Origin of the sequence: Acinetobacter sp. YH16056_T (assembly GCF_024605895.1) — a bacterium.
GTDB lineage: Bacteria > Pseudomonadota > Gammaproteobacteria > Pseudomonadales > Moraxellaceae > Acinetobacter > Acinetobacter amyesii.
In genome coordinates this window covers 829,986-853,466 of record NZ_CP094545.1, presented here as the reverse complement: position 1 = coordinate 853,466, position 23,481 = coordinate 829,986, and the positions used below count along the sequence as shown (strand labels likewise).

Here is a 23,481-nt window from a genome sequence, read left to right as displayed (position 1 = left end):
ATACATAATTATAAGCTTCGCAAAATGCAAAAAAGATTTCAGAAATTATTCATTTATAGTTTGTTAGGTTTTATTTTTATCTGTTCACTCATTTTCGTAGAGATACATCATTTTCATGCCAATAGTTGGTTACCTATTTTCGTTTTTTGCCTCTGTTTTCTTATTTCTTTGAATTACTATTTATTACGCTTAGAAAAAGATGTGAACAAAAACGAAGAATCTAATTTTTTGTCCTTCCATTTATACATTTCATTTTTTTATGCAGTTATTGCCAGCTTTTTTCTCACCACAGTGATTCTTGCTTTATTTGCATTACAAACTCAATATTTTGGTCAAGATAAAAATATCATTCTAAAAGGCCAAGTCTATTCACCCACATTTACACTAGAAAAGAAGCCCTGCCGAACTCGCCTTAAATTTCCCGAAAGTGGTTGGTCTACCTTCGCGTATCTCTGTCTAGATACCAAGAAACTTAACTTTTCTGGTTATTACAAACTCCATTTGAAAACCAGTTTCGCAGGGGCTGCGGTTCAAGATTATTATTGGATTGAAAATCCATTGACATATCAGCAGCATCGTGCCTTAGATATGGATCCACATCAAAAAAGACTGCTTGAAATATATGCCAAACTTGAAAGAGATTTAGGCCCACCTCTATCTGATGATGAAGCCCATGATTTTTTAAATAGAACCAACAACGATTGAGTCTATTTAATTTAGCGCAATATATGCCATACATTATCTAGGCAATAATTAAAATCGCTTTATCATCTTAGTGATTGATATTTAAAACTCTTTCTTTGTAGTTCCAAAGAAAGAGTTACATGATTAGACATATAGCAACGCCACGTTCAGCCAACAATCAAATAAGCATCCAAGTTAAACCGACTGAAACCAATGCACATTTTTTACCGATTCACGTTGCTGAATCTGCTGAATAAAAGGTTTAAATTCATCTAAATATGGCAATATTTTGAATGAAATTGCATACACCATCCAATAAGCTAAATACAAATCTGCTGCGCTAATTTTATCCCCCAACAGATATGGCTGTGCCTGCGCAAGCCCTGTTTTAATAAAATCTAAAAGTATTTTTTCATTACCAAAACTCAAACTGCCACGTTTTTCATCCATCAACTCAGTACTAATGCCGACATTTTTCATGTCCATATATTCAGTCAGCGGACCATGACAAAAAAACATCCATTTCAAATATTCACCCCGTTTTGGATCATCCAAGGCGGGTGCTAAACCTTTGTCACTGAATTTATCGGCTAAATAGCTAAAGATGGCTGCAGTTTCACTGATCACAGCAGTACCATCGACCAAGCAGGGAACTTTGCCCATGGGATTAATCTTGAGATATGCCGCTTGATGCATCTCTTCATATGGCACTTCAATAATCTCAACTTCTGACTCGATGTCTAATTCTTTCAATAAAGGCAGAATGGTATTACTGCGTGAGCGTGGATTGCTGTAGAGTTTCATTGCTGGGTTCATTGTAGATATCCTTATTTTCATCCTTGTTGTTCTGTCTATTACTATACGCGGCTTTATGTAGAATTATGTTGCGTTCATCCGTGCTTTAAACACTTTCCGATACAATACGCCCGACTAATAATTACGCTAAATTTGAATTTATATTTAAAGCAAAAAGTATTTACTCCGACTTTCTGATAATCAAACAATTGAGCTCTACATCGATGAAAAATAAATATTTAATTGCCATGCTAACGGTGATTTTAATTTCAGGCTGTTCCAAGAAAACCGATGAAATGGCAACTGAAGCCAGCGCAGATGCACAACCTGCTCAAGTCAGTACACAGCAAGATCAAGCAGCGGAAAGCACTTCCAATGAGCCGTCTACCACGCCTGCAACAACACAAAAACCTGAAACTATTTTAAATGAGCAGGTCAACCCAGCCGAAGCCTCACGTAAAATGGTACGAGAAGCCAATGTCAGTTTTGAGTCGAAAGATGTCGTTAAAACGGCCTTAGAAATTGAAAAACTGACGCTAAGTTTAGGCGGCTTTATTGAACAGAAAAATATCGACTTTATGGTGCAAGAGAGTCAATCCTACCCGATTGCTGACGGCAAAATTAAAATCTTCGAAAAAGTAAATCCGCAAGCGGAAATGATCATTCGTGTGCCAAGTGAAAAAGCTGCACATTTCGTCAATCAACTGTTACCACTAATGCATTTTTTGAACCGTCAGCAATATTCGGCAAAACGCTATGAGCTAAAACTACTCGAAGAAAAAATGTCGCAAACACAGGTCGTGCCCGACCATGTTTCTGCAGCGCAAGTCAATGAAATCTCACGCCTGACCCGCTTAGAAGTTCAAGATCGTGTCCGCTATAGCACGATTGTGATTAGCTTTACTCAACCTGCCACTGTCCGTGAACATATCGATATTAACCTTGATGCTGTTGCGCAGTTAAATGGCGATAGTTTCTGGCAAAGAGCATGGTACGGTATACAAAAAGGGTAGCAATTTGTGTTGAGCCTGTTGGTTGTTCTCATTACGATTTGGCCACTCTATCTGATTATACTCATCGGTTTGATTGCCTACCGCGTGATGAAACCCTATTTACAAAAATGGTTTAAATAAATCAGAGTGACAAAGGCTATGTATCATTGAGTCTTTGATTAAAAATACGATAAATAAAAAAATCCCGAAACTCTTAATTCGAGATTTTTTGTTTAACTGATGTTACACACGTAAAAGTACTTTCGCATTTTTAATATGCATTTTAAGTCTATTCGACGGAGTCTTATATCTAGGGATTGAATAAAGGGATTAGCCTTCGGCTAGAGGTACTCTTACGAAACATTGTTTCTCATTCGGCAAAATGAGAAGCGAAGCTTCGCAAGGAAACCATCTTGCGGAGCAATGCTCCTCACCGCAAAACTCGTTCACTACCGTCAAATTATTCAGAGTATCGCAAAAACTTTTTTGATTAGAAGTTGTCCTGTCTCAAACACTTGCGGATGACCTTACCGCGTATCGTACTTTATATTTGAATCAAATTGCGCTTCTGATGTTACTGCGTAACATCAGTTATTTAGATCTTACGGCAATATGTAAAAGCTTAGAAAAAGCCCATATAGAACTGCTCTTTTAAGACTTTTAAAATCAATTCGATTGCATCATTTTTACGATCTTTTCGATAGCTCGCATACAAACCAATGGTCGGCAAAGGTTCAACCGTACTTTTAACCAATATTTTATCACCGAGCAATGGAATGACATAAGACGGTACCAAACTCCACCCCACGCCCATACCGACCAAATTGACATTTAACAAAATATTGGTCGAATGCTGTACCAAGTTCACATTCAGTTTATTTTGCTTAAAGAAATCTTGAATAATTCGGTATAGCTCAGGTGATGAATGTTCATCACTAATAATAAAATCCTGATTATTCATGTTTTTAATGCTAATGTGCCGCTGTTCTGCCACAGGCGAATTTTTCGGTACAATCAGCGCCAAAGGCTCAGTAAAAATCTGAACAGATTCTATATCAGGGCTTTCTTCGACATAACGGGTAAAGGCAATATCAATTTCCCCTTTACGCACTGCACTGATCTGATCGACATCCATTAAACTATGAAAATGAATTTTTAACTCAGGAAACTGAGCACGGATATTCGGCATGATATAAGGAAAGACCTTCATTTCAGCCACAGGAACAAAGCCGATATTCAGTTGTTCTTTACTGAGCTGCGCAATTTGACGCGCATCTATCATGGCTTTTTCAGCATGCTCTAAACTTAAACGCGCTTCTTTTAAAAAGGCCTGACCTTCTGCAGTCAGCTCAACTTTTCGGTTGGTTCGCATCAATAATTGCACCCCAACTTCCTGTTCTAGGTCTTTAATTTGCTGACTTAAAGAAGGTTGCACAGTACACATTCGCTGCGCAGCCTTAGTAAAATTTAGCTCTTCGGCAACCGCAACAAAATATCGTAGATGTCGTAATTCCATTATTCAGCTCCTAAAGCACTGCGTTTAAATTGGTTTGCCACGAATAGACGATACATCCACAAAGTGAACAGCACCATCACCGCACAAAATAAATAGGTTGCCTGAAATCCAAAGTATGCAATCAGCACACCCATAATGACCGAACCGACAGCAAGGCCAATATCAAACAAGGCAAAAAAGGTGGATATCGCATGTCCCATTCGGGCTTTTTCTACCGTTTGAATCGCGACCGTTTGCAGGCATGGGAAAACTGAACCGTAGCCGATGCCCATAAAAACTGCCGATATCCAAAGCACCCATTGATTCGTGAGAAAACTCACAATCACCAAACCAATGGCAAAGCAAATAAATGATGGATAGATGACTGCACTCGGGCCTTTGCGATCATAGACTTTGCCAACCCAAGGACGGACGACCAACATCGACACAGCAAAGACAATAAAAAAGATACTGGTATAAGCGAGTAAATGCTTCAACTCTGCATAAGCGGTGATAAAACTCATCACACTCGAATATGCAAACGCAGTTAGTAGTGCCACAAAACTGATGGCAAGTACTCGTGTTTCAATCACATCACGCCATTGGATGGCTGCGGATTGGCTCGCTTGATCACTTGATTTATGCTGTACGTATTCTTGTATTTGAACTAACCACGTAAAAATATAGCCCACTGCAACCAATAAGGCTAATACTGCAAATAAGGTACTAAAACTGCTGAATTGAATCATACTCAGCGCTAAAAATGGCCCGATCACCACGCCTAAGTTGGTCGACATGACAAAGTAACCCATGCCCTCGCCTTTTCGGTGATCTGGAATGTAATCATTTACGATGGGAACATTGACCGTGGTTAATATACTGAACCAAAAACCATGTAAAAAACGAATGACCAACAACGACCACATGCTGTCAATCCACAAATAACTCAGCGCAAAAACGACAAAAATAAAGCCTGAAATACGTACAGAATTGGCTTTACCAAAACGCTCAATGATCATGCCGGAAAAGGGACGAATCGCAATGGATGACACCAAAAACAGCGTTAAAGCCATACCCGCTTGCTGAATCGAACCACCCAATTCTTTCATAATATAAATGGGCAATATGGTCAGCAGCGCAAAGTAATAGCTAAATAAAAACAAGTTATTACACAGACAAAAAACGAAAGACTTGTTCCATAGCGATGCCTGATGTTGAGTAGTCATGAGATCATTGTCTCGCTGCTACGCGTGGCTTGGGACTGCGTAAAAATCGGGTTTAGCGCCAACTGCACCAGTCGCTTGATATAGTCTTCATCTGGCTGGGTATTAAAGAAAATGATCTGATAATGAATCGGGCCGTACAACATGTCCAACATGAGTTCGAAAGGATAATCCGCGCGAATTTCGCCTCGTTGAATGGCCAATTGGATCAGCTCACGTGTTGCTTCTCGTCGAGGTAACAAATACTGTTTAAAAAACTCACCCGCTGCTTCACGATGCTCTGCCAAAACCACTAGCAATGCTCGACCCACGTGCTGATTTAAAGCCCGTGATAATTTGAGCAATTGTTGATTTAGATTGAACTCTAAACTTTGTGATAAATCGAGTTCAAACACCGAGGCGGTGTGCGCTTTAAAAGCATCGAAAACCAGATCGGACTTATGCTTCCACCAACGGTAAATCGTCGATTTTCCAACGCCTGCGCGAGCGGCAATATCTTCAATGGTCATGCTTCGATAATCACTTTCCGCCAAAGCATCTGTGACCGCTTGTAAGATACATTGCTTACGCCGAGAAGTTTTTTCAGTTTCACTCATAATTTAAAAACGAAACGCTACGTATCGTTTTATATTAAACAGTATTGGACTGAATGACTATCATTAACTGAGCTGTGAAGAATAAACTTTAGTCGCACACTCGGAATTCAAATCCCAACTGCACTCTCCAGACGAATTTCAGAATAAAAAAAAGATCGCTTAAGCGATCTTTTCAAATATTCAGCCACCAAAGTGATTAGCTTTGTGTCGACTTTTTATAAATACTGCAAGAAGGATGATGATTTTCCTGTAAACGCGCCACTTTACGATGTTCCGCAGCTTCGAAGCGACAACGTTTCCAGTCATTATCTAGATTTAATGCCGGAATTTGTTTTGGTTTACCTTGATCATCAACAGCGACCATTGTGAAATAGCAACTATTGGTATGACGCACTGTACGTTTTTGAATGTTCTGCGCTTCAACACGAATACCAATTTCCATAGAAGTACGACCTACATGGTTCACACTTGCAAGGAAAGTCACTAACTCACCCACGTGAATTGGTTCTTTAAAATTTACTTTATCGACTGATAGTGTCACCACGTAGCTACCAGAATAGCGACTTGCACAAGCATACGCGACTTGGTCTAACAATTTTAGAATCGTTCCACCATGCACATTACCCGAAAAATTCGCCATGTCAGGAGTCATTAAAACTGACATCGATAATTCTGACTGGTCGTCTAGTGCATTCGCAATTTGATCTAATGGGGACATCTTGTTTCTCTAGACTCGTGATATAACAATGATTAATGTGATTATTATATAGATTTTAATCAAAATTAAATGTTCAAATCGGCAAAAAAACCATCATTATTATTTATAGTGATCATACCATCATTCAGTAAAATATATATTGATAACGATATACACCCGATAAACAAGTAGTTATCGCGCTATCTATCAATTTTTTTTAATCCAAGCTATGCTGTGTTTTATATTTAAAACATATTCATTAAAATGCGTTGTTCATCGATTCAACATAGCACGGCATTAAACTTAATCTTCTAAGACTTTTAACATCTCGAAAGATACGTTGTCATAGCTGGTTTTTTGTCCACCATCATTGGTACTTTCTAGCGTGTAAGAGTTATCTACATGTACATGAGTGACAATAAATACGCTCTCTTCCATCATCGCAAGCTTTACTTTTTGTCCTACATCAAGCGTTTTCATCTACAGCCACCTTTAAAATATTTATTGGTTTTAAGTATTAATAACCTGATGATATTCTAAACACTTCAACAGTATTGGTAAACGTAAGCACATGAATAAAAACGCTAATATAGGTATATACTCTTAAAATCTACGTAAAACCAATTAATATGATTTTCTTAATTAATTTCAAATAATTAACTGTATATTTTCTTATTATTACGATTTTTATATTTGGCAAATCTTTTGATTAAGACCTAAAACCAATCAACATCCAATATATTAATGATTACTAGATACTATTGAGCATGGGAAGAGCTGAGAGCAAAAATTAAAATGCTTAGCTGAAATAAAAATGCACCCTGCTAGGTGAACAGGATGCATGTCAATTTACGGATCGTACCAACCTAGTCTTTGGCTGCTAAATAAGGAATATGATGTCCCTTGCTATATTGATGTTCAGCATAAACCCGAGAAATCTCTCCAAGTTTTTCTAAGGTTGCCTCTTCACCTGCAAGCATCGTCGCTTCACGACCTTTTACATCAAATATATGTGCTTTTTCACGTAAATCAGGTTGAATCACAATGTCTGCTCGCTTGAGTTCTTCTTGAGCTAAACGATTTTGCATAATATTGATATTTTGGTTAAACAAGCCCCAAACATTCGACGTTTCGGTATGAATCGGTCGTGCCAAAATATCCACCGCAATAATAATATCCGCCCCTAAATCGCGTGCAACGTCCACAGGAACAGGGCTGACCAAGCCACCATCGACATATTCTGTGTCTTCAATAATCGTTGGAATAAACATGCTCGGAATCGACACCGAAGCACGAACAGCCTGCCCCGTATTGCCATAGTTGAACACAACTTTTTTGCCATCCTTTAACTCGGTTGCCACCACATACATTGGGGTTTTTAGCAACTCTAAAGGCACGTCATCAACTTGCTCATTAATATAATCTTCAACTTTTTTACCGTCAAAAAAGCCTTTTTTGTCCAAGCGTATTTCTCGAACATCATTGGCTTTCATATTTAAGGCGATATCTCTTAACTCATTGGCACTTTTACCTGATGCATAGATTGAACCCACAATGCTACCCGCACTGGTTCCAACAATGAAATCTGGGTGTATTCCCTGCTGTTCAAGTATCTGAATGGCGCCAATGTGTGCATAACCACGTGCCCCACCACTCCCTAAAACCAAAGCAACAATCGGACGCTTTTCCTGCTTTTTCACTTTTTTAAAGTCAATGCGGTTATTCGCCACCTGTGCAGGTGCTGCTGTATAAGTCCGAATTTGTGCGGTTGTTTCAGCGCTGACCGTTTTTGAGCCCACACTTTGACAACCTACAAGGCTGATTGCGAATGCAGTCATCAAAACAGTTATGCTTTTCATTGAGAGATATTCCAAATGCAACTCGATATTTGAAGAGAAAAAGTAGTCTAATCAGTCCGCATTCACGTCACTGTTATTATTCGTTAATGCCTATGACCGATGCACATTATATTGACATACAACCTAGAAAGTCATTGGCTGTCAAAATTTCAATGTCTAGCAGAATTTCCACCTCAAGATCCAAAACATTGTCTAGCAAAAAAAAGCCCCGACAACGGAGCTTTTTAAAGTTAATTTTTGACTTTACCAAATATCGGAATTAACGCGATCCTTATATTTTGGATGTTCATCCATTTTAAACACAGGCTCTTTTACACCCCGTTTTAACTGTGAGGTGTAGTCTTTCATCAGCATCAATAAGAATGGCGTCAGCAATAAAATCGCAAAGAGGTTAATACTCGCCATTACGCCCATGAAGAGGTCTGCTAAGTTCCAAATCAGAGGCACACTCATGATTGAACCAAAGTACACCATCATGAGGACGAATACGCGGAATACAAACATGACCTTAGGATTGTTATTGATAAACTGCACATTACCTTCAGCATAAGCATAGTTACCGATTACTGAAGAATAAGCGAATAAGAACAAGATAATGGCAAGGAAGTCATCTCCCCAAGCACCAATCTGACTCTCAAGCGCCATTTGCGTCAAAGCAACGCCTTCAAAGCCTGCATTTTCATACAAACCGGACGCCAAAATAATGATGGCCGTACAGGTACACACCACAAATGTGTCGACAAATACACCGAGCATTTGAACTAAGCCTTGATTGACTGGGTGTTTAACGTCTGATGCTGCCGCAGCATTGGGTGCAGAGCCCATACCCGCTTCATTCGAGAATAAACCACGTTTAATCCCTTGCATCATTGCCATAGAAACCATGGCACCGAAAAAACCACCTGCTGCTGCATCAAATTCAAAGGCTTTACTGAAAATTAACTGGAAAATATCTGGGAGAATCGCAAAGTTAGCAAATGCAACATAGAAAGCAACTGCGAGATAAAGCAAAGCCATAAAGGGCACAAATCTTTCTGCAACTTTGGCGATCCGTTTAATCCCGCCAAAAATAATCAGCGCAGTTATGAGCACCAAGAATAAGCCCACCCAAGAGATTTCAAAACCGAAACCACCTAAGTCTAAAATGATGTTGGCTTTATCCCAGCCCCACGCATGTGAGGTCGCACCTGTAATCGCATTGGCTTGCACCGCATTAAAGACAAAACCATAGGTTGAAATCAGCGCGATGGCAAAAACCACACCCAACCACTTTTGCTTTAAACCTTGTGTAATGTAATACGCTGGTCCACCACGGAATTGCTGATTTTGCGTATCACGCACTTTAAAGAGCTGTGCAAGTGAAGATTCCACAAATGCTGAACTCATGCCTAAAAATGCGGTAAACCACATCCAGAACACCGCACCAGGCCCACCAATCGCAATCGCAATTGCAACACCTGCAACGTTACCTACACCGACACGACTGGCTAACCCTGTCACAAAGGCTTGGAATGGTGTAATCCCATGTTCATCATCGCCTTCTTTACGGCTAGATTTCATCACTTTAATACTATGAAAAAATAGACGAATCTGAACTGCACCAGTGATTAAGGTATAAAAAATACCAACCGCCACTAAAAATACGACTAAGAAATCCCAAAGTGGATCATTAAAAACTTTGACCCAGCCCATGAGAGTTGCATTTAATTGTTCATCCATAATCAATACCTAAAATGCGAATACAAAAACAAAGGCTCTAATTTAGAGCCTTTGTAGAATTAAGCGAAAAATTTGAGAATTAACTGAATAACCGTCGCATTAATTAAGTCAACAAAGAATGCACCACATAGCGGTACAATTAAAAATGCCTTATGTGAAGGGCCATACATATTTGTAACCGCTTGCATATTTGCCACAGCCGTCGGCGTTGCACCCATACCAAAACCACAGTGACCTGCTGATAAAACAGCAGCATCATAGTTTTTACCCATGACACGGAAAGTCACAAAAGCAGCATACAAAGCCATCGTCAGCGTTTGTGCACCCAAAATGACTACAAGTGGGCCAGCGAGATCGGATAATTGCCATAACTTTAATGACAACAATGCCATCGCCAAATACAAAGATAGAGATGCATTACCAAATACATCGATAGCGCGGTCGAAAATTTGTATACGGAAAATACCTTCCAGTACATTTCGCAAAATTACACCACCAGCCAGTGCCCAAACAAATGTCGGTAATTCAAATACAGTACCTTTACTAAAACCTGTCATGAAGTCCGCAAATGCTAAACACCCTGCAAATAAACCTAATGTGGTAATCGCATTATCTGCTGTAATGAGACGAACTCGATGCGGATATTCAAACGGCACATATTCTGTTGAATTAATATCTGCTAAAGGAGTGTTATCACTTTTTTCAATTTGTTCATGAGTACGTGGCGTTGCAAGTTGATAGCGGTTAATTAATAGCTTAGCCAGTGGACCACCGATAATGCCGCCAATAATCAAACCAAATGTCGCACTTGCCATACCTAAGGCTAATGCACCTTGAATGCCATGTTGAACTTCTAAAATTTCACCCCATGCGCCTGCAGTACCATGACCACCAGTAAGGGTAATAGAACCTGCAATCAAGCCAATCAGAGGGTCAATACCTAGCACCGTCGCAAGACTGATACCTACGAGGTTCTGCACTATGATGAATGAAGCAACAGCGACTATAAAGATGACCAAGCCGATTCCTCCCTCTTTTAATTTGGCAAAGTTTGCACTTAAGCCAATAGAAGCGAAGAAAATCAGCATGAAACTCGTTTGTAATTCACTACTCGTTGTAATGCTATAGCCCCAAAGACTGTGCACCACCAAAGAAATAATCGCGGCAACTAAACCACCGGCAACAGGCTCTGGAATGTTGTATCGACCTAAAAATCCAATACGATTAACAAGAAATCGTCCCAACAAAAGCACAATTACCGCTGCGATTAAGGTATAAAACGCGTTAAAACTAAATTCCATATAATTTGTCCAAAATTATTTGAATATTTTTAAAGCTCTTCTATCAGCATTAGCTGCCTTTATGGTCTGAAATACAACTACATTTTGTAATTTCAAATCAATAATGCAATTCAACGACTCAAGCTAAAGAGTTTGAAAAATATTCATCATCTGATTCAAATAAGTAAGTCTGAGCTTTAAAAATTAACTCAAAATGACTAACAAATCGCTAAAAGTTTTAAATTGAGAAACAGCCTCAAATGAAGCAAATTCAATGACAGAACATTGTGTATGTCTGTACTGTTTCGCACTATTTCTGAAAAGTCGCACATTATGCAGCCTGAAAAATAAAATTTCAGTACTTTTTATTACAAAAAGTTAATTTTTCTATAATTTAAAGTTATATCCAATTGTTTTTATTTAAATGCATTCGTATTTTTTATCTATATAAAATATTAAACATTTAAGCGTGATCTATACACTGTACGTGATTCAACGACTGCTTTAACCAGTACGACATCATGACTCAGGCGATTTAGTGAATCCATCTACTTAGTGCTGTGGGTTCATTTACATTGATATGTCCCCTTTTTAAACAAAAAAAGCCTGAACTGAGTCAGGCTTTTTTGATCGATTAGAATCGGAATTTGAGCTTAGAAGCTATATTTAGCCATTAAGCCAACGCGGTTATCTTTATATGTTTTCCCTGTAAACGCTTCACGTTTACCATTCACATATTCAACACCTAAATCAATTGGTTTCACTGGTGTATAAATCACATTTAACCAAGCTTGCTGTACTTCTTTGTTTGCAGAGTTATTTCCAACATCTTTAAATGCTTTTGCATAATCTGTATCTTCATCAGCAAATAATGCACCATAAGCTAAAGTTGAACGCAACTTTTCATTAAACTTATAGGTTGCACCGATTTGTACTGCGGTAAATTTATTCTGCTCAATATCCCCATTAGCATCAACAACATATGCGGTATTTGAGCCATATAAATAGTTGCTGTTCCCTTCTACATAAGATACATCACCATTAATTTTTAGCTGTTTCGTCACATCAAACGTTGTACCAGCTGCCAAACCCCACCCTAATTCATCATCATTACCGCCTTGAACTTTATGATGTTCCACAAGCGCACGTGCAGATGCATTCCCCTTACCATCCGCATAACCTTGAGTCAGTTTAGCTGTCAACGCTGGTAAGCTATATTTGACTGTTGAATCCTCAAACGTTGTATTACTTACAGGAGGCGTGCCCGTTGTTTTGGTAGTCAGTGCTTGAGCTTTACTATCACCTTCTTCAGCAGCTACAAATAATTGTGTTTGCGGTGCAAGTTTTACGTTGTAACGCACTTGTGGCAAACGAGTTGTACCACCGCCCACGTTAGTAGCAAAATCAATCATTTCTGGTGCATGGCTAGACAAGAAGTTTGATGTGGTCTGACCAAATAACCAGTTGTTAAAGGTTAAATAACCATGACGTAGACGAATAGTTTCGCCACTTCCATTGAAATCGACCTCGATTTTACCGCCCACTTTATCATCACCACCGACGGGTGCTGTAAAATCTAAACCAAAACGTGTGGTTTTTGCAGTTGCGCGAAGTTTATCTCGTGCTTCTTCTTTAGAGGTATGTACGTTGTTGAAGTCGTTATCCGCACCTTCAATGATGTAGTTTGCATCACCACGAACAAAACCGTAAAGGCTTACATCTGCACCTGTTTTAGATTTTAAGCTTGCAGCTGGAGTAGCTGGTGGCGGTGGTGGTGCAACAGGACGCGCTTTAACTTGCTGAATCTCTGTTTGTTGCTGTTGTTGAACTTGCTGCTGCGCTTTAATTAAACTTTTCAGTTCTGCAACTTCTGCACGTAATTGTTCAATTTCAGAAGTATTGCTGCCTGCATGAGTCATTGAGACCGTTGCCAAACTCATGGCAACAACAAGGGTTTTAATTGGGTGGAATACAGTTTGAGTTTTCATCCTAAGCTCTCTATTGTCCTGTCATTGTTGTATGCCCTAACTCTGGGCGCTTTGTTATTCGCCTATTTGAGCGGACAAATTTAAAGCTGCCTATCTGTGCTTTAGTCGCATTAAAACCCCAACTTGCAGCTCCCAAGAACGAAATACTTGAAAGCAAAAAGCAAAAACGCTGAATCCATCACTGAAAATAGACTGAAATATTTAGTTAAAATTCAGACTTAGCCGATACAGATGGCAAAAAAGCTCATTACTCATACCTTAAAGGTAAATATCCATACCCTATAGGTATGTCATAAAAATGATAAAATCCGACATATTACCGATAGAGACATTCACAATGTATTGATTCAGCATAAAGTACTGTGTTTGATGCAAATAATACTTATTTATCAGTTGCTCTATTTCATTCGAGTGGGACAACAGCGATCCACTGTTTCACTTTTTATTTTCAAGTGGATGATTGTTTAGATATAAGTTTCGAGAAAATAGAAACTAACCTCACAATGGGAAAATAGCACAATCATTCATAGTTATGGATGATGAACATTTATAATGAGTGACGCGGATATTTGATCAATAATACACGTACGTTGATGACCGACGTTTAAGTCAGACCTGCTAAACGTCATCACCTGCATTTAGTTCAACCCATGGCTGAAGCTTTTAAACTATGCATGGTGAACATTGCAACAACCACAAATAACAGCATAATCAGAGCCATATTGATTAGCGCTGACCATACTAAAAAGTTCAAAAACACTCCGGCCAATAGACCACAGGCAAATTGCATACTTCCCATGATTGCACTGGCTGTGCCAGCTCGTGAGCCTTGTTCAGACATCGCCAATGCCATCGCATTTGGACCAGTGAAGCCGATTGAAGCAACACATAAGAACATGCCCAACATTACAACAACGATAGATGAAAGATAAAATAGCCCCGCCGCCAATAAGATCAGCACACCACACAATTGAAGTGCATTACCCAATTGCAAACGATGGCGAACATCCAGTCGATTGGCAAGTTTCTTATTGAGGGTCGAAAACACCATAATCCCTAAAGCATTCGCCCCAAATACATAAGCAAATTGCTGTTGGCTCAGACCATAACCATCCATCAAAATGGCAGATGAGCCACTGATATAACAAAATAAAATCGCGCCAGAGAAACAACCTGTGAGCATCGGTTTACGGAAGCTTTCGTCCTGTAAAATCGCACCATATAAACCTAAGACTTGCTTTAAACTTAATTTTAAGCGTCGCTCAACAGGCAGGGTTTCTTGAAAGAAAAAATGTACGCAGAAAAGACAAAAAATACCGACAAGTACCAATACCGCAAATATGTATTGCCATTCAAACACCTGCAAAACCCATGCGCCTAAAGTAGGTGCAATGATTGGTGCAATTGTTGTCACGATCATCATACTGGCAAATGCTTGAGCAGAAGCTTGCATACTTAAGCGATCACGAATTGCTGCACGGGCAATCACCACACCAACACAGCCACCCAAGGCTTGCAAAACGCGAGCCGCGATCAAGCTCCATTCACTGTTGGCAAAGACACACAGAAAACTGGCACAAATATATAAAACCAAACCGAAATATAGCGGTGTTTTACGCCCAATGCGGTCGCTGACCGGCCCATAAATTAACTGACCAATCGCCAAACCCAAGAAATACGCTGGAAGACTATTGGCCACTTGTTGCGTTGTCACACCAAAATCGTCGGCCATTTGAGGTAAAGCCGGCAAATACATGTCGATTGAAAGTGGCCCCAAAGCAGTCAGCAACGCCAATAAGACGATCCAGCGTTGAGAAAATTCCTTTTGTGATTCGACGCTTTTCATAAGAATAATTCATTTATTGCAAGCAAGTTTTGCAGACAAGTTTACACTGCACATAGTATTATTTCTTGGCTTCAATGTGAAAATTCACACGATACACATTGCTTACTGCCCCATCGCTTTAGCAAAGGAAAAATTTTGAACGCCTGGCTCGCACGACTGAAACAAGCAACCTATAACACGACCTTTATGTATAACTTGCGCATGGTCATTGCCTTCGCAGGAACAGCCTTTGTCCCATATTTTTTAGATCAGCAATTGATGACCATTCCCCTCACCTTGGGTGTGGTTGCCGCAGGTCTAAGTGATATCGATGACCGCTTTTCAGTCCGCGTGCTCAATCAAATTTATACTTATATTGGGTTCTTTGTTACTGCGGTATCCATTTATCTGTTGTTCCCGCATCCGATTTTATTTGCTTTGGGGCTGATTGTGTCTTGTATCGGTTGGATTCTTTTGGGTTCATTGGGTCGTCGCTACGCCACCATTTCTTATGGCTGTTTGGTGATCTCCGTGTATTCCATGCTTGGGGTTGAACTTTTTGAAAATTGGTATACACAAGCAGGTTTATTGGTCATCGGTGCGATGTGGTACGGACTGCTTTCGACTTTGAGCTTTCTGCTGTTTCCTGTGCGTCAAGTTCAGGACAAATTGGCCCAAAGCTATTCGTCTCTAGGTGACTTCTTATTTGCAAAATCTAACTTGTTTGATGTCGATATGACACCGGAAAGTTACCAGCAAAGTTTGATTGAGCTATCACTAGAAAATGGCAAATTAATTGGCATTTTCAACGATATGAAAACGGTCTTATTAACTCGTTTAAAAGGTGACCGTGGACAAAAAGATACGCGTCGTAGCCTGCAATATTATTTTGTAGCGCAAGACATTCATGAACGTGCCGATTCCGCACATATTGATTATCAAAAATTGACCCGTATTTTTGAACATAGTGATATTTTATTTCGCTTTCAACGCGTGCTCTCGATTCAAGGAAAAGCTTGTAAAGATTTGAGTATCAGCATCTTACAGCGAAAACCCTATCATCATAATCAACGTTTTAAGCATGCATTCCACAATCTAAAATTGTCACTCGAAAAGCTGCGTGAAGAGCAAAAATACGATGAAGTTTGGATCAACTCTTTATTTGCTTTATACCAAAACCTAAAAGGCATCGATGCACAATTACGCAACGTCGAAACTGAGCGTTATATTGACCGACAAGCCCTGATTGAAAATCGTTTAAAAGATGATGATTTAAAAGGTTGGGATGACATCGTCATTCGATTCAAACAACATTTGAGTCCTGAGTCGGTGCTGTTCCGTCATGCTGTGCGTTTGTCGACCGTGTTATTTATTGGTTATATTTTTGTCCAAGTCACCAATATCAGTTATGGCTATTGGATTTTATTGACTGCCCTGTTTGTCAGCCAGCCGAACTTTAACGCCACCAAGCGCCGCCTCTATTTACGTATCATTGGCACCTTGGTCGGGATTATTTTAGGTTATGCAATTTTATATTTTGTCCCTTCTGTCGAAGGTCAGTTATTACTGCTCATTTTAAGTGGCGTACTGTTTTTTGAATTACGCAGTAAGCAATATGCACAAGCTACTGCATTTATTACCATTTTGGCGCTGATCAACTTTAACTTAGATGGCATGGGTTTTGCCGCAGCTATGCCGCGTATGATTGATACACTGATTGGTTGTGCCTTGGCATGGTTTGGTGTGAGTTTCATTTTCCCAGACTGGAAGTTCCGTCGCCTGCCTCGAACCATCAGCCGTTCGATTCAAGCGCAGTGTGATTATTTGGCCGAAGTGGTTGAACAATACAAATCTGGTCGTAATAACGGCTTGAATTATCGTGTGGTCCGTCGTGCAGCACATAATACCGATGCAGAAGTAGCATCACTGATTTCCACCTTAGCCACCGAACCCGATACCGATCCGACTCAAAAAGCTTTAGCCTTTGAGTTTTTGTGTCTCAATCACACCTTTATTAGTTATATCGCGGCCTTAGGTGCGCATCGTGAAAAAATTCAAGACCAACAGGTCTTAACCTTATTGGATAAAGCCACAGATGACATTCAAGGTGCATTGCTGCGTGACGAAGTGCCGGACTTAACGGCGCAAAATATGTTGCAAGAAATCCGCCAGCGTTTGTCACAAAACAGTGAGGAAGATCAAAAATCCTTGATTGTGCTACAACAGCTTTCTTTGATGTTTAACGTGTTGAACCAATTTAGCCAATTGAAACAAAATCTAAGTCATGAGCATGATCAGGCATCGACGGAACTGGCTTCACTATAATTTGGATGATTTTGGAACAATATACTCACTGAATTGGTATAAATAATGCTAAACTTTTTACAGTTTTAAATCTGTTACTTTCACTATGACCGCAAAAAATTTATATGCCTACACGCTAGAGCCAGTGGCTTATGAAATTTCTGAAGAAGAACAACGTTATGCTCAACTTGTTCTGTCTCGCAGTAACTTCAAAATTGGCAAAAAAGCATGGCTAATTATGGGTGCAATTCTTGCACTGGCACTCTTGGGCCTCATCTTTATTAAGAACTATTCAACAGTATTTTGCTGGGTAGCTATTGTCTGTGTTGTGATTTACTTCCTTGTGCGTAAATTCGGTATCGAATGGTATGCGAAACGCAAACTGAATGAAGTCCCTGTACAAGAAATTAAAGGCATTCGTATGGGTGTTCAGCCGCATGGGATCTCTATGCAGCAACGTATGGGCGCAAACATGGGGACGATGACTGTCGGTTGGAAAGACATTCATGAATGGTATGACACTAAAGACTTCATCCTTTTAAACTTTAAAGTGAAGGGTCAAGACGGTGCATACATCTTGCCTAAACGTATGGATAGCAAGAAGTTTCCATTTTCGACCATTCGTAAACACTTAAATGAAACTGTAGGCCCTGCTAAAGCTATTTAAGCCAAACAGACATTTATGTATAAAAAACCTCCGTTTTTTGGAGGTTTTTTTATCAGTTTAATTTTCGAATAATCATTGATAATTACAATAATGAGAATGAATATTACTTACTTTTTCCACATTCTCTACTACATCATCGTTTATAATTCGTCGCAATTCAGCAACCTTTTATCAATATTAAATCCATCATGTTTAAGAAAACCCTTTTCCAGATTCACTGGTTCTTGGGGATTAGTGCCGGCTTAATACTCTCGCTCATGGGGGTTACAGGTGCCATTTATTCCTATGAACAGCAAATACTTAAAGCAATCAATCAGGACAGTTATGTGGTTCAGGCTCAACAGCAGCCCAAACTAACCCCTGCTGAGCTTTATCAGCACTTTAGTCAGTCTTTTCCTGACATGAAAATTAACAGCATCTCTATTGCCTCAGATGCTACCGCCTCAAGTACCGTGAATATTGTCAAAGAAGGTGCTCGTCGTGGCTATAACATGATGGTTAACCCCTATACAGCCGAAGTTTTACCTGAAATCAAAGGTCAAAAATTCTTCCAGTTTGTACAACAACTTCACCGTAATTTAACTGTTGGCCCTGTAGGTAAACAAATTACCGGCGCATGTACACTCATGCTGATTTATTTTGTATTGAGTGGTTTATATCTGCGCTGGCCAAAAAGACATTCAGTAAAACAATGGCTTGCAGTAAAACCAAAGCTCAAAGGACGTAATTTCCTATGGGATCTACATGCAGTCGTCGGCACATGGGTGATTATTTTCTACCTCATTTTGGCATGTACAGGTTTGTATTGGTCTTATGACTGGTGGCGTAATGGCATGTTTAAAGTCATGGGCGTTGAACGTCCACAGCCGCAATTACAAGAAGGTCCAAAACCGAATGGGCAACCTGCTGAACAGGCGGGTGAAAAGCAAAGTGGTGAAAAACCACCCACTGAGGCAGAACAAACTCGTGGTGAACACCAAGCACGTTCTGAAAGAAATCCTGCAACGTCAGGTCCCTCTGAACACGGCGCTCAAGAAAATAAACATGGTGCTGAAGGTCGCGGAGAAAAACGTGGTCTAAAACCTGAACAAGTGAATATTGCCCTTACGCAAAGTTGGAATGGCTTTAATCAAAATATTGGTCGTGAATACTCAAGTGTCACTTTTAATATTCCGAAAAAAGCCAATGGTGAATTAGAAATTAACTTTGTAGATGCCGTCCCTCAACATGAGCGTGCGCGCAACAAAGCGACTTATAACTACCAAACGGATGCACTCACCGATATCGATTTATACGAAGATAAAAAGTTGAATGAAAAAATCATGACCAGCATGTTACCTGTGCATCGTGGTAGTTTCTTCGGACCGATTTATCAGTTCTTTGTGGTTATTGCATCCCTCATGATGCCGCTGTTCTTTGTCACAGGATGGATGCTCTATCTCAAACGTCGTAAACAGAAAAAACTCACACAGCAAGCCCGTCAAAGCTTAGCACCAGTTGCCATCGATCCAAATGCACAGCCTTGGTTAATTTGCTATGCATCACAAACAGGTCTGTCTGAACAATTGGCATGGCGTACAGCAACAAGCTTACAAGAGGCTCGTCAGCCTGTCACAGTGAAAGCTGTTCAGCAACTTTCTGCTGATGACTTAACGCAAGCCTGTCAGGTTTTATTTGTTGCAAGTACCTATGGCACTGGCGAAGCACCTGACCTTGCTTCAAGCTTTGAACGTAAACTGATGACACAAAACCTCGATTTGAGTCATGTTCAGTTTGCCGTATTAGCTTTAGGTTCAGAAGAATATCCTGATACTTTCTGTAGCTTTGGTCATGCGATTCATCGCTGGATGCAAAGCAATGCTGCGAAGCCCCTGTTTGACACGATTGAAGTCAATAATGGCGACACCCAAGCCATTCAAGCATGGAATAGCGCTTTAGCCAAAGCGACTAAACTTGAACTTCAGCACATGCAAATTGAAAAAACTTTTGATGCATGGACATTGACCAAACGTGATTTACTCAACCCGAACAGTTTAGGTGCACCTGCATTTAATATTGAGTTAAAACCGCAACATGAAGCCAATTGGCAAGCGGGTGATATTGCAGAGATTCAACCAGGTAATAGTGCTGAACGTATTGCAAACTTCATGCAAAAGCACCAAATTCAAAGTCAGCAAGTGGTTGATTCTACTCAGCAACGCATTGAAGATGCATTATGGGATCGTAACCTAAATACGGATGTTGAACCATTTGCCAATCTTGATCATTTGCTCGAACAGCTTCCACCGCTTCCAACTCGTGAATACTCCATTGCCAGTATTCCAAGTCAGCAAGTATTACGCTTAGTGGTACGTCAGCAGTCCAATGCGGATGGTGAGCTTGGTTTAGGCTCTGGTTGGTTAACACAACATGCAGCGATCAACAGCACACTACAACTGCGTATTCGTACCAATGAATCATTCCATCTGATTGCAGATAATCGTCCTGTGATTTGTATTGGTAACGGTACAGGTATTGCAGGTTTACTCAGTCTTTTACATGCACGCGTTCGTCAAGACTATACGCAAAACTGGCTGATTTTTGGTGAGCGTCAACGCGCACATGATTTCTTCTATCAAGACATCATTGAAGCATGGCAAAACACAGGCTTAGTTCAACGCATAGACCTCACCTTCTCTCGTGATCAAGCGGAGAAACGCTATGTGCATCATGAGCTACGTGACCATGCGACCTTACTAAAATCATGGGTAGAACAAGGTGCCGTGATCTACGTTTGCGGTAGTATCAACGGTATGGCAACGGACGTTGACTACGCACTGATTGATATATTAGATGAAGATGTTGTTGCTGAACTGCGTCAAGCTGGACGTTACCGTCGTGATGTTTACTAATAAGATGTTTACTAATCAATAGCCCCAACTCAAAACCAGACCTCGTGTCTGGTTTTTTTTTCGCTATACTTAGGCCAAATACGGATACTGCTTTAATTTTTTGAATGAAAAGAATACTACTGCTTTGTGTAGGCTTGCTGCTCTGTGTAGATGCCATTTGGTTGCTTACATTAGATAAAATTCATTTAGGCATTCTTTTACCCTTAGTCATTGGGTGTATTTTTCTTATATCCGGACTATTTACAACCAAAATCCACAATATTTTAGATCATTCCCCCAAACTCAAAAGGCTCTGGCGTGCGGCATGGTGGTTGTTTTGGCTTTGGCTATTGAGCCTTTTGCTGTTTTTTGCGTATTTACACTTCAATAGCCACCAATCTAAGCCATTTACTTCCTTCCAAGCCATCATCGTTTTGGGTAGCGGTATTGAAAATGGTCAACCCTCTCCGACCTTAAAGGCGCGTCTCGATGCCGCAGCACCGTATGCCTTGCAACAGCCCAATACTATTATGATCATGACGGGTGGTTTAGGCTTTAATGAAAAAATGACCGAATCTTCTGTCATGAAGCGCTATTTACTTCAACATTATGACATTTCAGCCGCACGCATATATGAAGAAAGCAGAAGTACCAGCACAGAATTCAATCTGATTAACAGTAAAATGATTTTAAAACGACATCAGATTTCGCTTGATGCCCCCATTGCGATTGCCAGTAGTGACTTTCACCTTCCACGTGCAAAAGCAATTGCACGAAAGTTAGGCTATACACAGGTGTATACCATTGCAGCGCCTACACCGCTGTACATCCGCTACAACTCTTGGCTACGTGAATATTTTGCTTTTTTGAGCGGTTTTGTACTTAACGAATATTAAAAAAAGCCCTTGTTTGATCAGTAAACAAGGGCTTTTTTATGCTGTAAATAAATCATTAATTTAAACGAATGCTACGTGGCAAAGGAATTTTAAGGTTTTCAAAGATTTCTGGGCGCTGTTGATAGACTTGATATAAATAATTTTTAATATCTAACAGCATCTTTTCAGGCGCAACCAAAATATTTTGCCCTTCTGGGGTCAAATCTAAAGATACCGTAGTGCTCTCGCTGCGTAAAAACGGAATGACTTTTTCGATAAAGTCTTTTAATGAAATTTCCTGAATTTCATAATTGGACCAATTGTCTTTAATTAATAAACGTGCCAAACCACGGTTTTGCCAAATAGCGAAGGAACGTTGACCTGTAGGTGTCGCACAAAGTGCCCAACCATCTTGATATAACGCAATCACGCCACCTTGAGCGACCATATTTTCAATAAATTGTTTATAGGTTTCTTGAGGATTGTAATTTGTAGTTTGAGTTTTAGACGCTGCCTTGCGCTGATATGGATTTCTCATAGATCACATACAATATTAAAATTATTATAGAGCGAATTTTATGTAAATCAGAAAATTTAGGCAAGCTTTTGGATAAAGAAGTTTCTATAGAAGAATATGGTGGGCGCTGACGGGATCGAACCGCCGACATTCTGCTTGTAAGGCAGACGCTCTACCAACTGAGCTAAGCGCCCTGAGCGAAGAGTAACAAAGCGGAGCCTTGTCTGAGCGCAAGAGAAAAATCGAAGATTTTTCTAAAGGCATTCTCTTGAACAGAGATTTTTAAGATAAATGGCGCAGCGGACGGGACTCGAACCCGCGACCCCCGGCGTGACAGGCCGGTATTCTAACCAACTGAACTACCGCTGCATCACGTAGTTTCTTTCGAAACACAACCAATATCATAAAGATATGGTGGGCGCTGACGGGATCGAACCGCCGACATTCTGCTTGTAAGGCAGACGCTCTACCAACTGAGCTAAGCGCCCTTAAAGGGTACAACAATTATATTCTTTGAAATGGCGCAGCGGACGGGACTCGAACCCGCGACCCCCGGCGTGACAGGCCGGTATTCTAACCAACTGAACTACCGCTGCATCACAAAAAATATGGTGGGCGCTGACGGGATCGAACCGCCGACATTCTGCTTGTAAGGCAGACGCTCTACCAACTGAGCTAAGCGCCCTCAAAAGGTCTATCATGTAAATGGCGCAGCGGACGGGACTCGAACCCGCGACCCCCGGCGTGACAGGCCGGTATTCTAACCAACTGAACTACCGCTGCACTTACACAATGTCGCTATTGTGGTTCAAACGAATTAAGATTTAAAGTGGCGCAGCGGACGGGACTCGAACCCGCGACCCCCGGCGTGACAGGCCGGTATTCTAACCAACTGAACTACCGCTGCACTCTAAATATCTTAACGTTGAAAAGGTTTGGTGGGCGCTGACGGGATCGAACCGCCGACATTCTGCTTGTAAGGCAGACGCTCTACCAACTGAGCTAAGCGCCCTTTTCAAAACATGTTCATCGTTTGATGAGGTGCATTATAGAGAATCCTCACGGTCTGTCAAACGCTTTTCTAACTCTTTTCCA

18 protein-coding genes and 8 tRNA genes are annotated in these 23,481 nt (G+C 40.4%); 6 read left to right on the top strand and 20 right to left on the bottom strand.

What is annotated here, in order from left to right; translation table 11 throughout:
- Window positions 1-201: 201 nt before the first annotated feature.
- Entirely contained in the window at window positions 202-705 is a 504-nt protein-coding gene (locus MST17_RS04155; RefSeq protein ID WP_180025822.1) for a hypothetical protein, read from the top strand.
- 174 nt (window positions 706-879) lie between these two features.
- On the opposite strand, the gene MST17_RS04150 is transcribed toward MST17_RS04155, so the two are convergent.
- Complete coding sequence (locus tag MST17_RS04150; protein WP_180025862.1) at window positions 880-1,488, bottom strand: glutathione S-transferase family protein; 609 nt, start codon at window positions 1,486-1,488, stop codon at window positions 880-882.
- 215 nt (window positions 1,489-1,703) lie between these two features.
- Here MST17_RS04150 and MST17_RS04145 point away from each other — a divergent pair, with 215 nt between their 5' ends.
- The gene (locus tag MST17_RS04145) at window positions 1,704-2,492 is read left to right on the top strand and encodes a DUF4349 domain-containing protein (protein WP_257223964.1); all 789 of its coding nucleotides are present in this window, start codon (window positions 1,704-1,706) and stop codon (window positions 2,490-2,492) included.
- A 601-nt stretch (window positions 2,493-3,093) separates the two neighbouring features.
- Here MST17_RS04145 and MST17_RS04140 read toward each other — a convergent pair.
- The 10 genes from MST17_RS04140 to MST17_RS04095 form a co-directional block, all read right to left on the bottom strand.
- Window positions 3,094-3,987: a LysR substrate-binding domain-containing protein gene (locus MST17_RS04140; protein ID WP_078191428.1), complete on the bottom strand. Its 894-nt coding sequence runs from the start codon at window positions 3,985-3,987 to the stop codon at window positions 3,094-3,096.
- A complete protein-coding gene (locus MST17_RS04135; protein ID WP_180025823.1) occupies window positions 3,987-5,192 on the bottom strand; it encodes an MFS transporter in 1,206 nt (401 codons plus the stop codon). The genes MST17_RS04140 and MST17_RS04135 overlap by 1 nt, the downstream gene beginning before the upstream one ends.
- Window positions 5,189-5,785, bottom strand: coding sequence for a TetR/AcrR family transcriptional regulator (locus MST17_RS04130; RefSeq protein WP_180025824.1), 597 nt, complete (start codon window positions 5,783-5,785; stop codon window positions 5,189-5,191). Before MST17_RS04130 ends, MST17_RS04135 begins: the two co-directional genes overlap by 4 nt.
- Window positions 5,786-5,981: 196 nt before the next feature.
- Window positions 5,982-6,503 carry an acyl-CoA thioesterase gene (locus MST17_RS04125; RefSeq protein ID WP_078191431.1) on the bottom strand — a complete coding sequence of 174 codons (522 nt, stop codon included), beginning with the start codon at window positions 6,501-6,503 and terminating at the stop codon, window positions 5,982-5,984.
- Between the two features lie 282 nt (window positions 6,504-6,785).
- Entirely contained in the window at window positions 6,786-6,962 is a 177-nt protein-coding gene (locus MST17_RS04120; protein WP_171262670.1) for a hypothetical protein, read from the bottom strand.
- A 386-nt stretch (window positions 6,963-7,348) separates the two neighbouring features.
- A complete protein-coding gene (locus MST17_RS04115; protein WP_180025825.1) occupies window positions 7,349-8,341 on the bottom strand; it encodes a patatin-like phospholipase family protein in 993 nt (330 codons plus the stop codon).
- 243 nt (window positions 8,342-8,584) lie between these two features.
- Window positions 8,585-10,060 (bottom strand): sodium:alanine symporter family protein, encoded by a 1,476-nt coding sequence (locus MST17_RS04110; RefSeq protein WP_180025826.1) that lies wholly within the window; start codon window positions 10,058-10,060, stop codon window positions 8,585-8,587.
- Window positions 10,061-10,119: 59 nt separating this feature from the next.
- Window positions 10,120-11,361 carry a sodium/glutamate symporter gene (gltS, locus tag MST17_RS04105; RefSeq protein WP_180025827.1) on the bottom strand — a complete coding sequence of 414 codons (1,242 nt, stop codon included), beginning with the start codon at window positions 11,359-11,361 and terminating at the stop codon, window positions 10,120-10,122.
- Window positions 11,362-11,993: 632 nt separating this feature from the next.
- Entirely contained in the window at window positions 11,994-13,328 is a 1,335-nt protein-coding gene (locus MST17_RS04100; protein WP_180025828.1) for a DcaP family trimeric outer membrane transporter, read from the bottom strand.
- 643 nt (window positions 13,329-13,971) lie between these two features.
- Complete coding sequence (locus tag MST17_RS04095; protein WP_180025829.1) at window positions 13,972-15,174, bottom strand: multidrug effflux MFS transporter; 1,203 nt, start codon at window positions 15,172-15,174, stop codon at window positions 13,972-13,974.
- Between the two features lie 135 nt (window positions 15,175-15,309).
- Here MST17_RS04095 and yccS point away from each other — a divergent pair, with 135 nt between their 5' ends.
- From yccS to MST17_RS04075, 4 genes are all read left to right on the top strand, one after another.
- Window positions 15,310-17,478, top strand: coding sequence for a YccS family putative transporter (yccS, locus tag MST17_RS04090; protein ID WP_180025830.1), 2,169 nt, complete (start codon window positions 15,310-15,312; stop codon window positions 17,476-17,478).
- A gap of 85 nt (window positions 17,479-17,563) precedes the next feature.
- Window positions 17,564-18,124: a YcxB family protein gene (locus tag MST17_RS04085; RefSeq protein ID WP_078191438.1), complete on the top strand. Its 561-nt coding sequence runs from the start codon at window positions 17,564-17,566 to the stop codon at window positions 18,122-18,124.
- A 188-nt stretch (window positions 18,125-18,312) separates the two neighbouring features.
- Window positions 18,313-21,015, top strand: a complete 2,703-nt coding sequence (locus MST17_RS04080; RefSeq protein ID WP_180025831.1) for a sulfite reductase flavoprotein subunit alpha — start codon at window positions 18,313-18,315, stop codon at window positions 21,013-21,015.
- A gap of 104 nt (window positions 21,016-21,119) precedes the next feature.
- A complete protein-coding gene (locus tag MST17_RS04075; protein ID WP_180025832.1) occupies window positions 21,120-21,890 on the top strand; it encodes a YdcF family protein in 771 nt (256 codons plus the stop codon).
- 55 nt (window positions 21,891-21,945) lie between these two features.
- Here the strand turns inward: MST17_RS04075 and MST17_RS04070 are convergent, their stop codons facing one another.
- The 9 genes from MST17_RS04070 to MST17_RS04030 all read right to left on the bottom strand — a co-directional run bounded on the left by MST17_RS04070 (window position 21,946) and on the right by MST17_RS04030 (window position 23,398).
- A complete protein-coding gene (locus MST17_RS04070) occupies window positions 21,946-22,407 on the bottom strand; it encodes a DUF2750 domain-containing protein (RefSeq protein ID WP_078191441.1) in 462 nt (153 codons plus the stop codon).
- 97 nt (window positions 22,408-22,504) lie between these two features.
- Window positions 22,505-22,580 (bottom strand) — tRNA-Val (locus MST17_RS04065).
- A gap of 98 nt (window positions 22,581-22,678) precedes the next feature.
- Window positions 22,679-22,755, bottom strand: a tRNA-Asp gene (locus MST17_RS04060).
- Window positions 22,756-22,798: 43 nt separating this feature from the next.
- Window positions 22,799-22,874: transfer RNA gene (locus MST17_RS04055), tRNA-Val, on the bottom strand.
- A gap of 31 nt (window positions 22,875-22,905) precedes the next feature.
- A tRNA-Asp gene (locus tag MST17_RS04050) sits at window positions 22,906-22,982 on the bottom strand.
- Between the two features lie 13 nt (window positions 22,983-22,995).
- Window positions 22,996-23,071 (bottom strand) — tRNA-Val (locus tag MST17_RS04045).
- Between the two features lie 21 nt (window positions 23,072-23,092).
- Window positions 23,093-23,169: transfer RNA gene (locus MST17_RS04040), tRNA-Asp, on the bottom strand.
- Window positions 23,170-23,216: 47 nt separating this feature from the next.
- Window positions 23,217-23,293: transfer RNA gene (locus MST17_RS04035), tRNA-Asp, on the bottom strand.
- 29 nt (window positions 23,294-23,322) lie between these two features.
- Window positions 23,323-23,398: transfer RNA gene (locus tag MST17_RS04030), tRNA-Val, on the bottom strand.
- Window positions 23,399-23,481 lie beyond the last annotated feature (83 nt).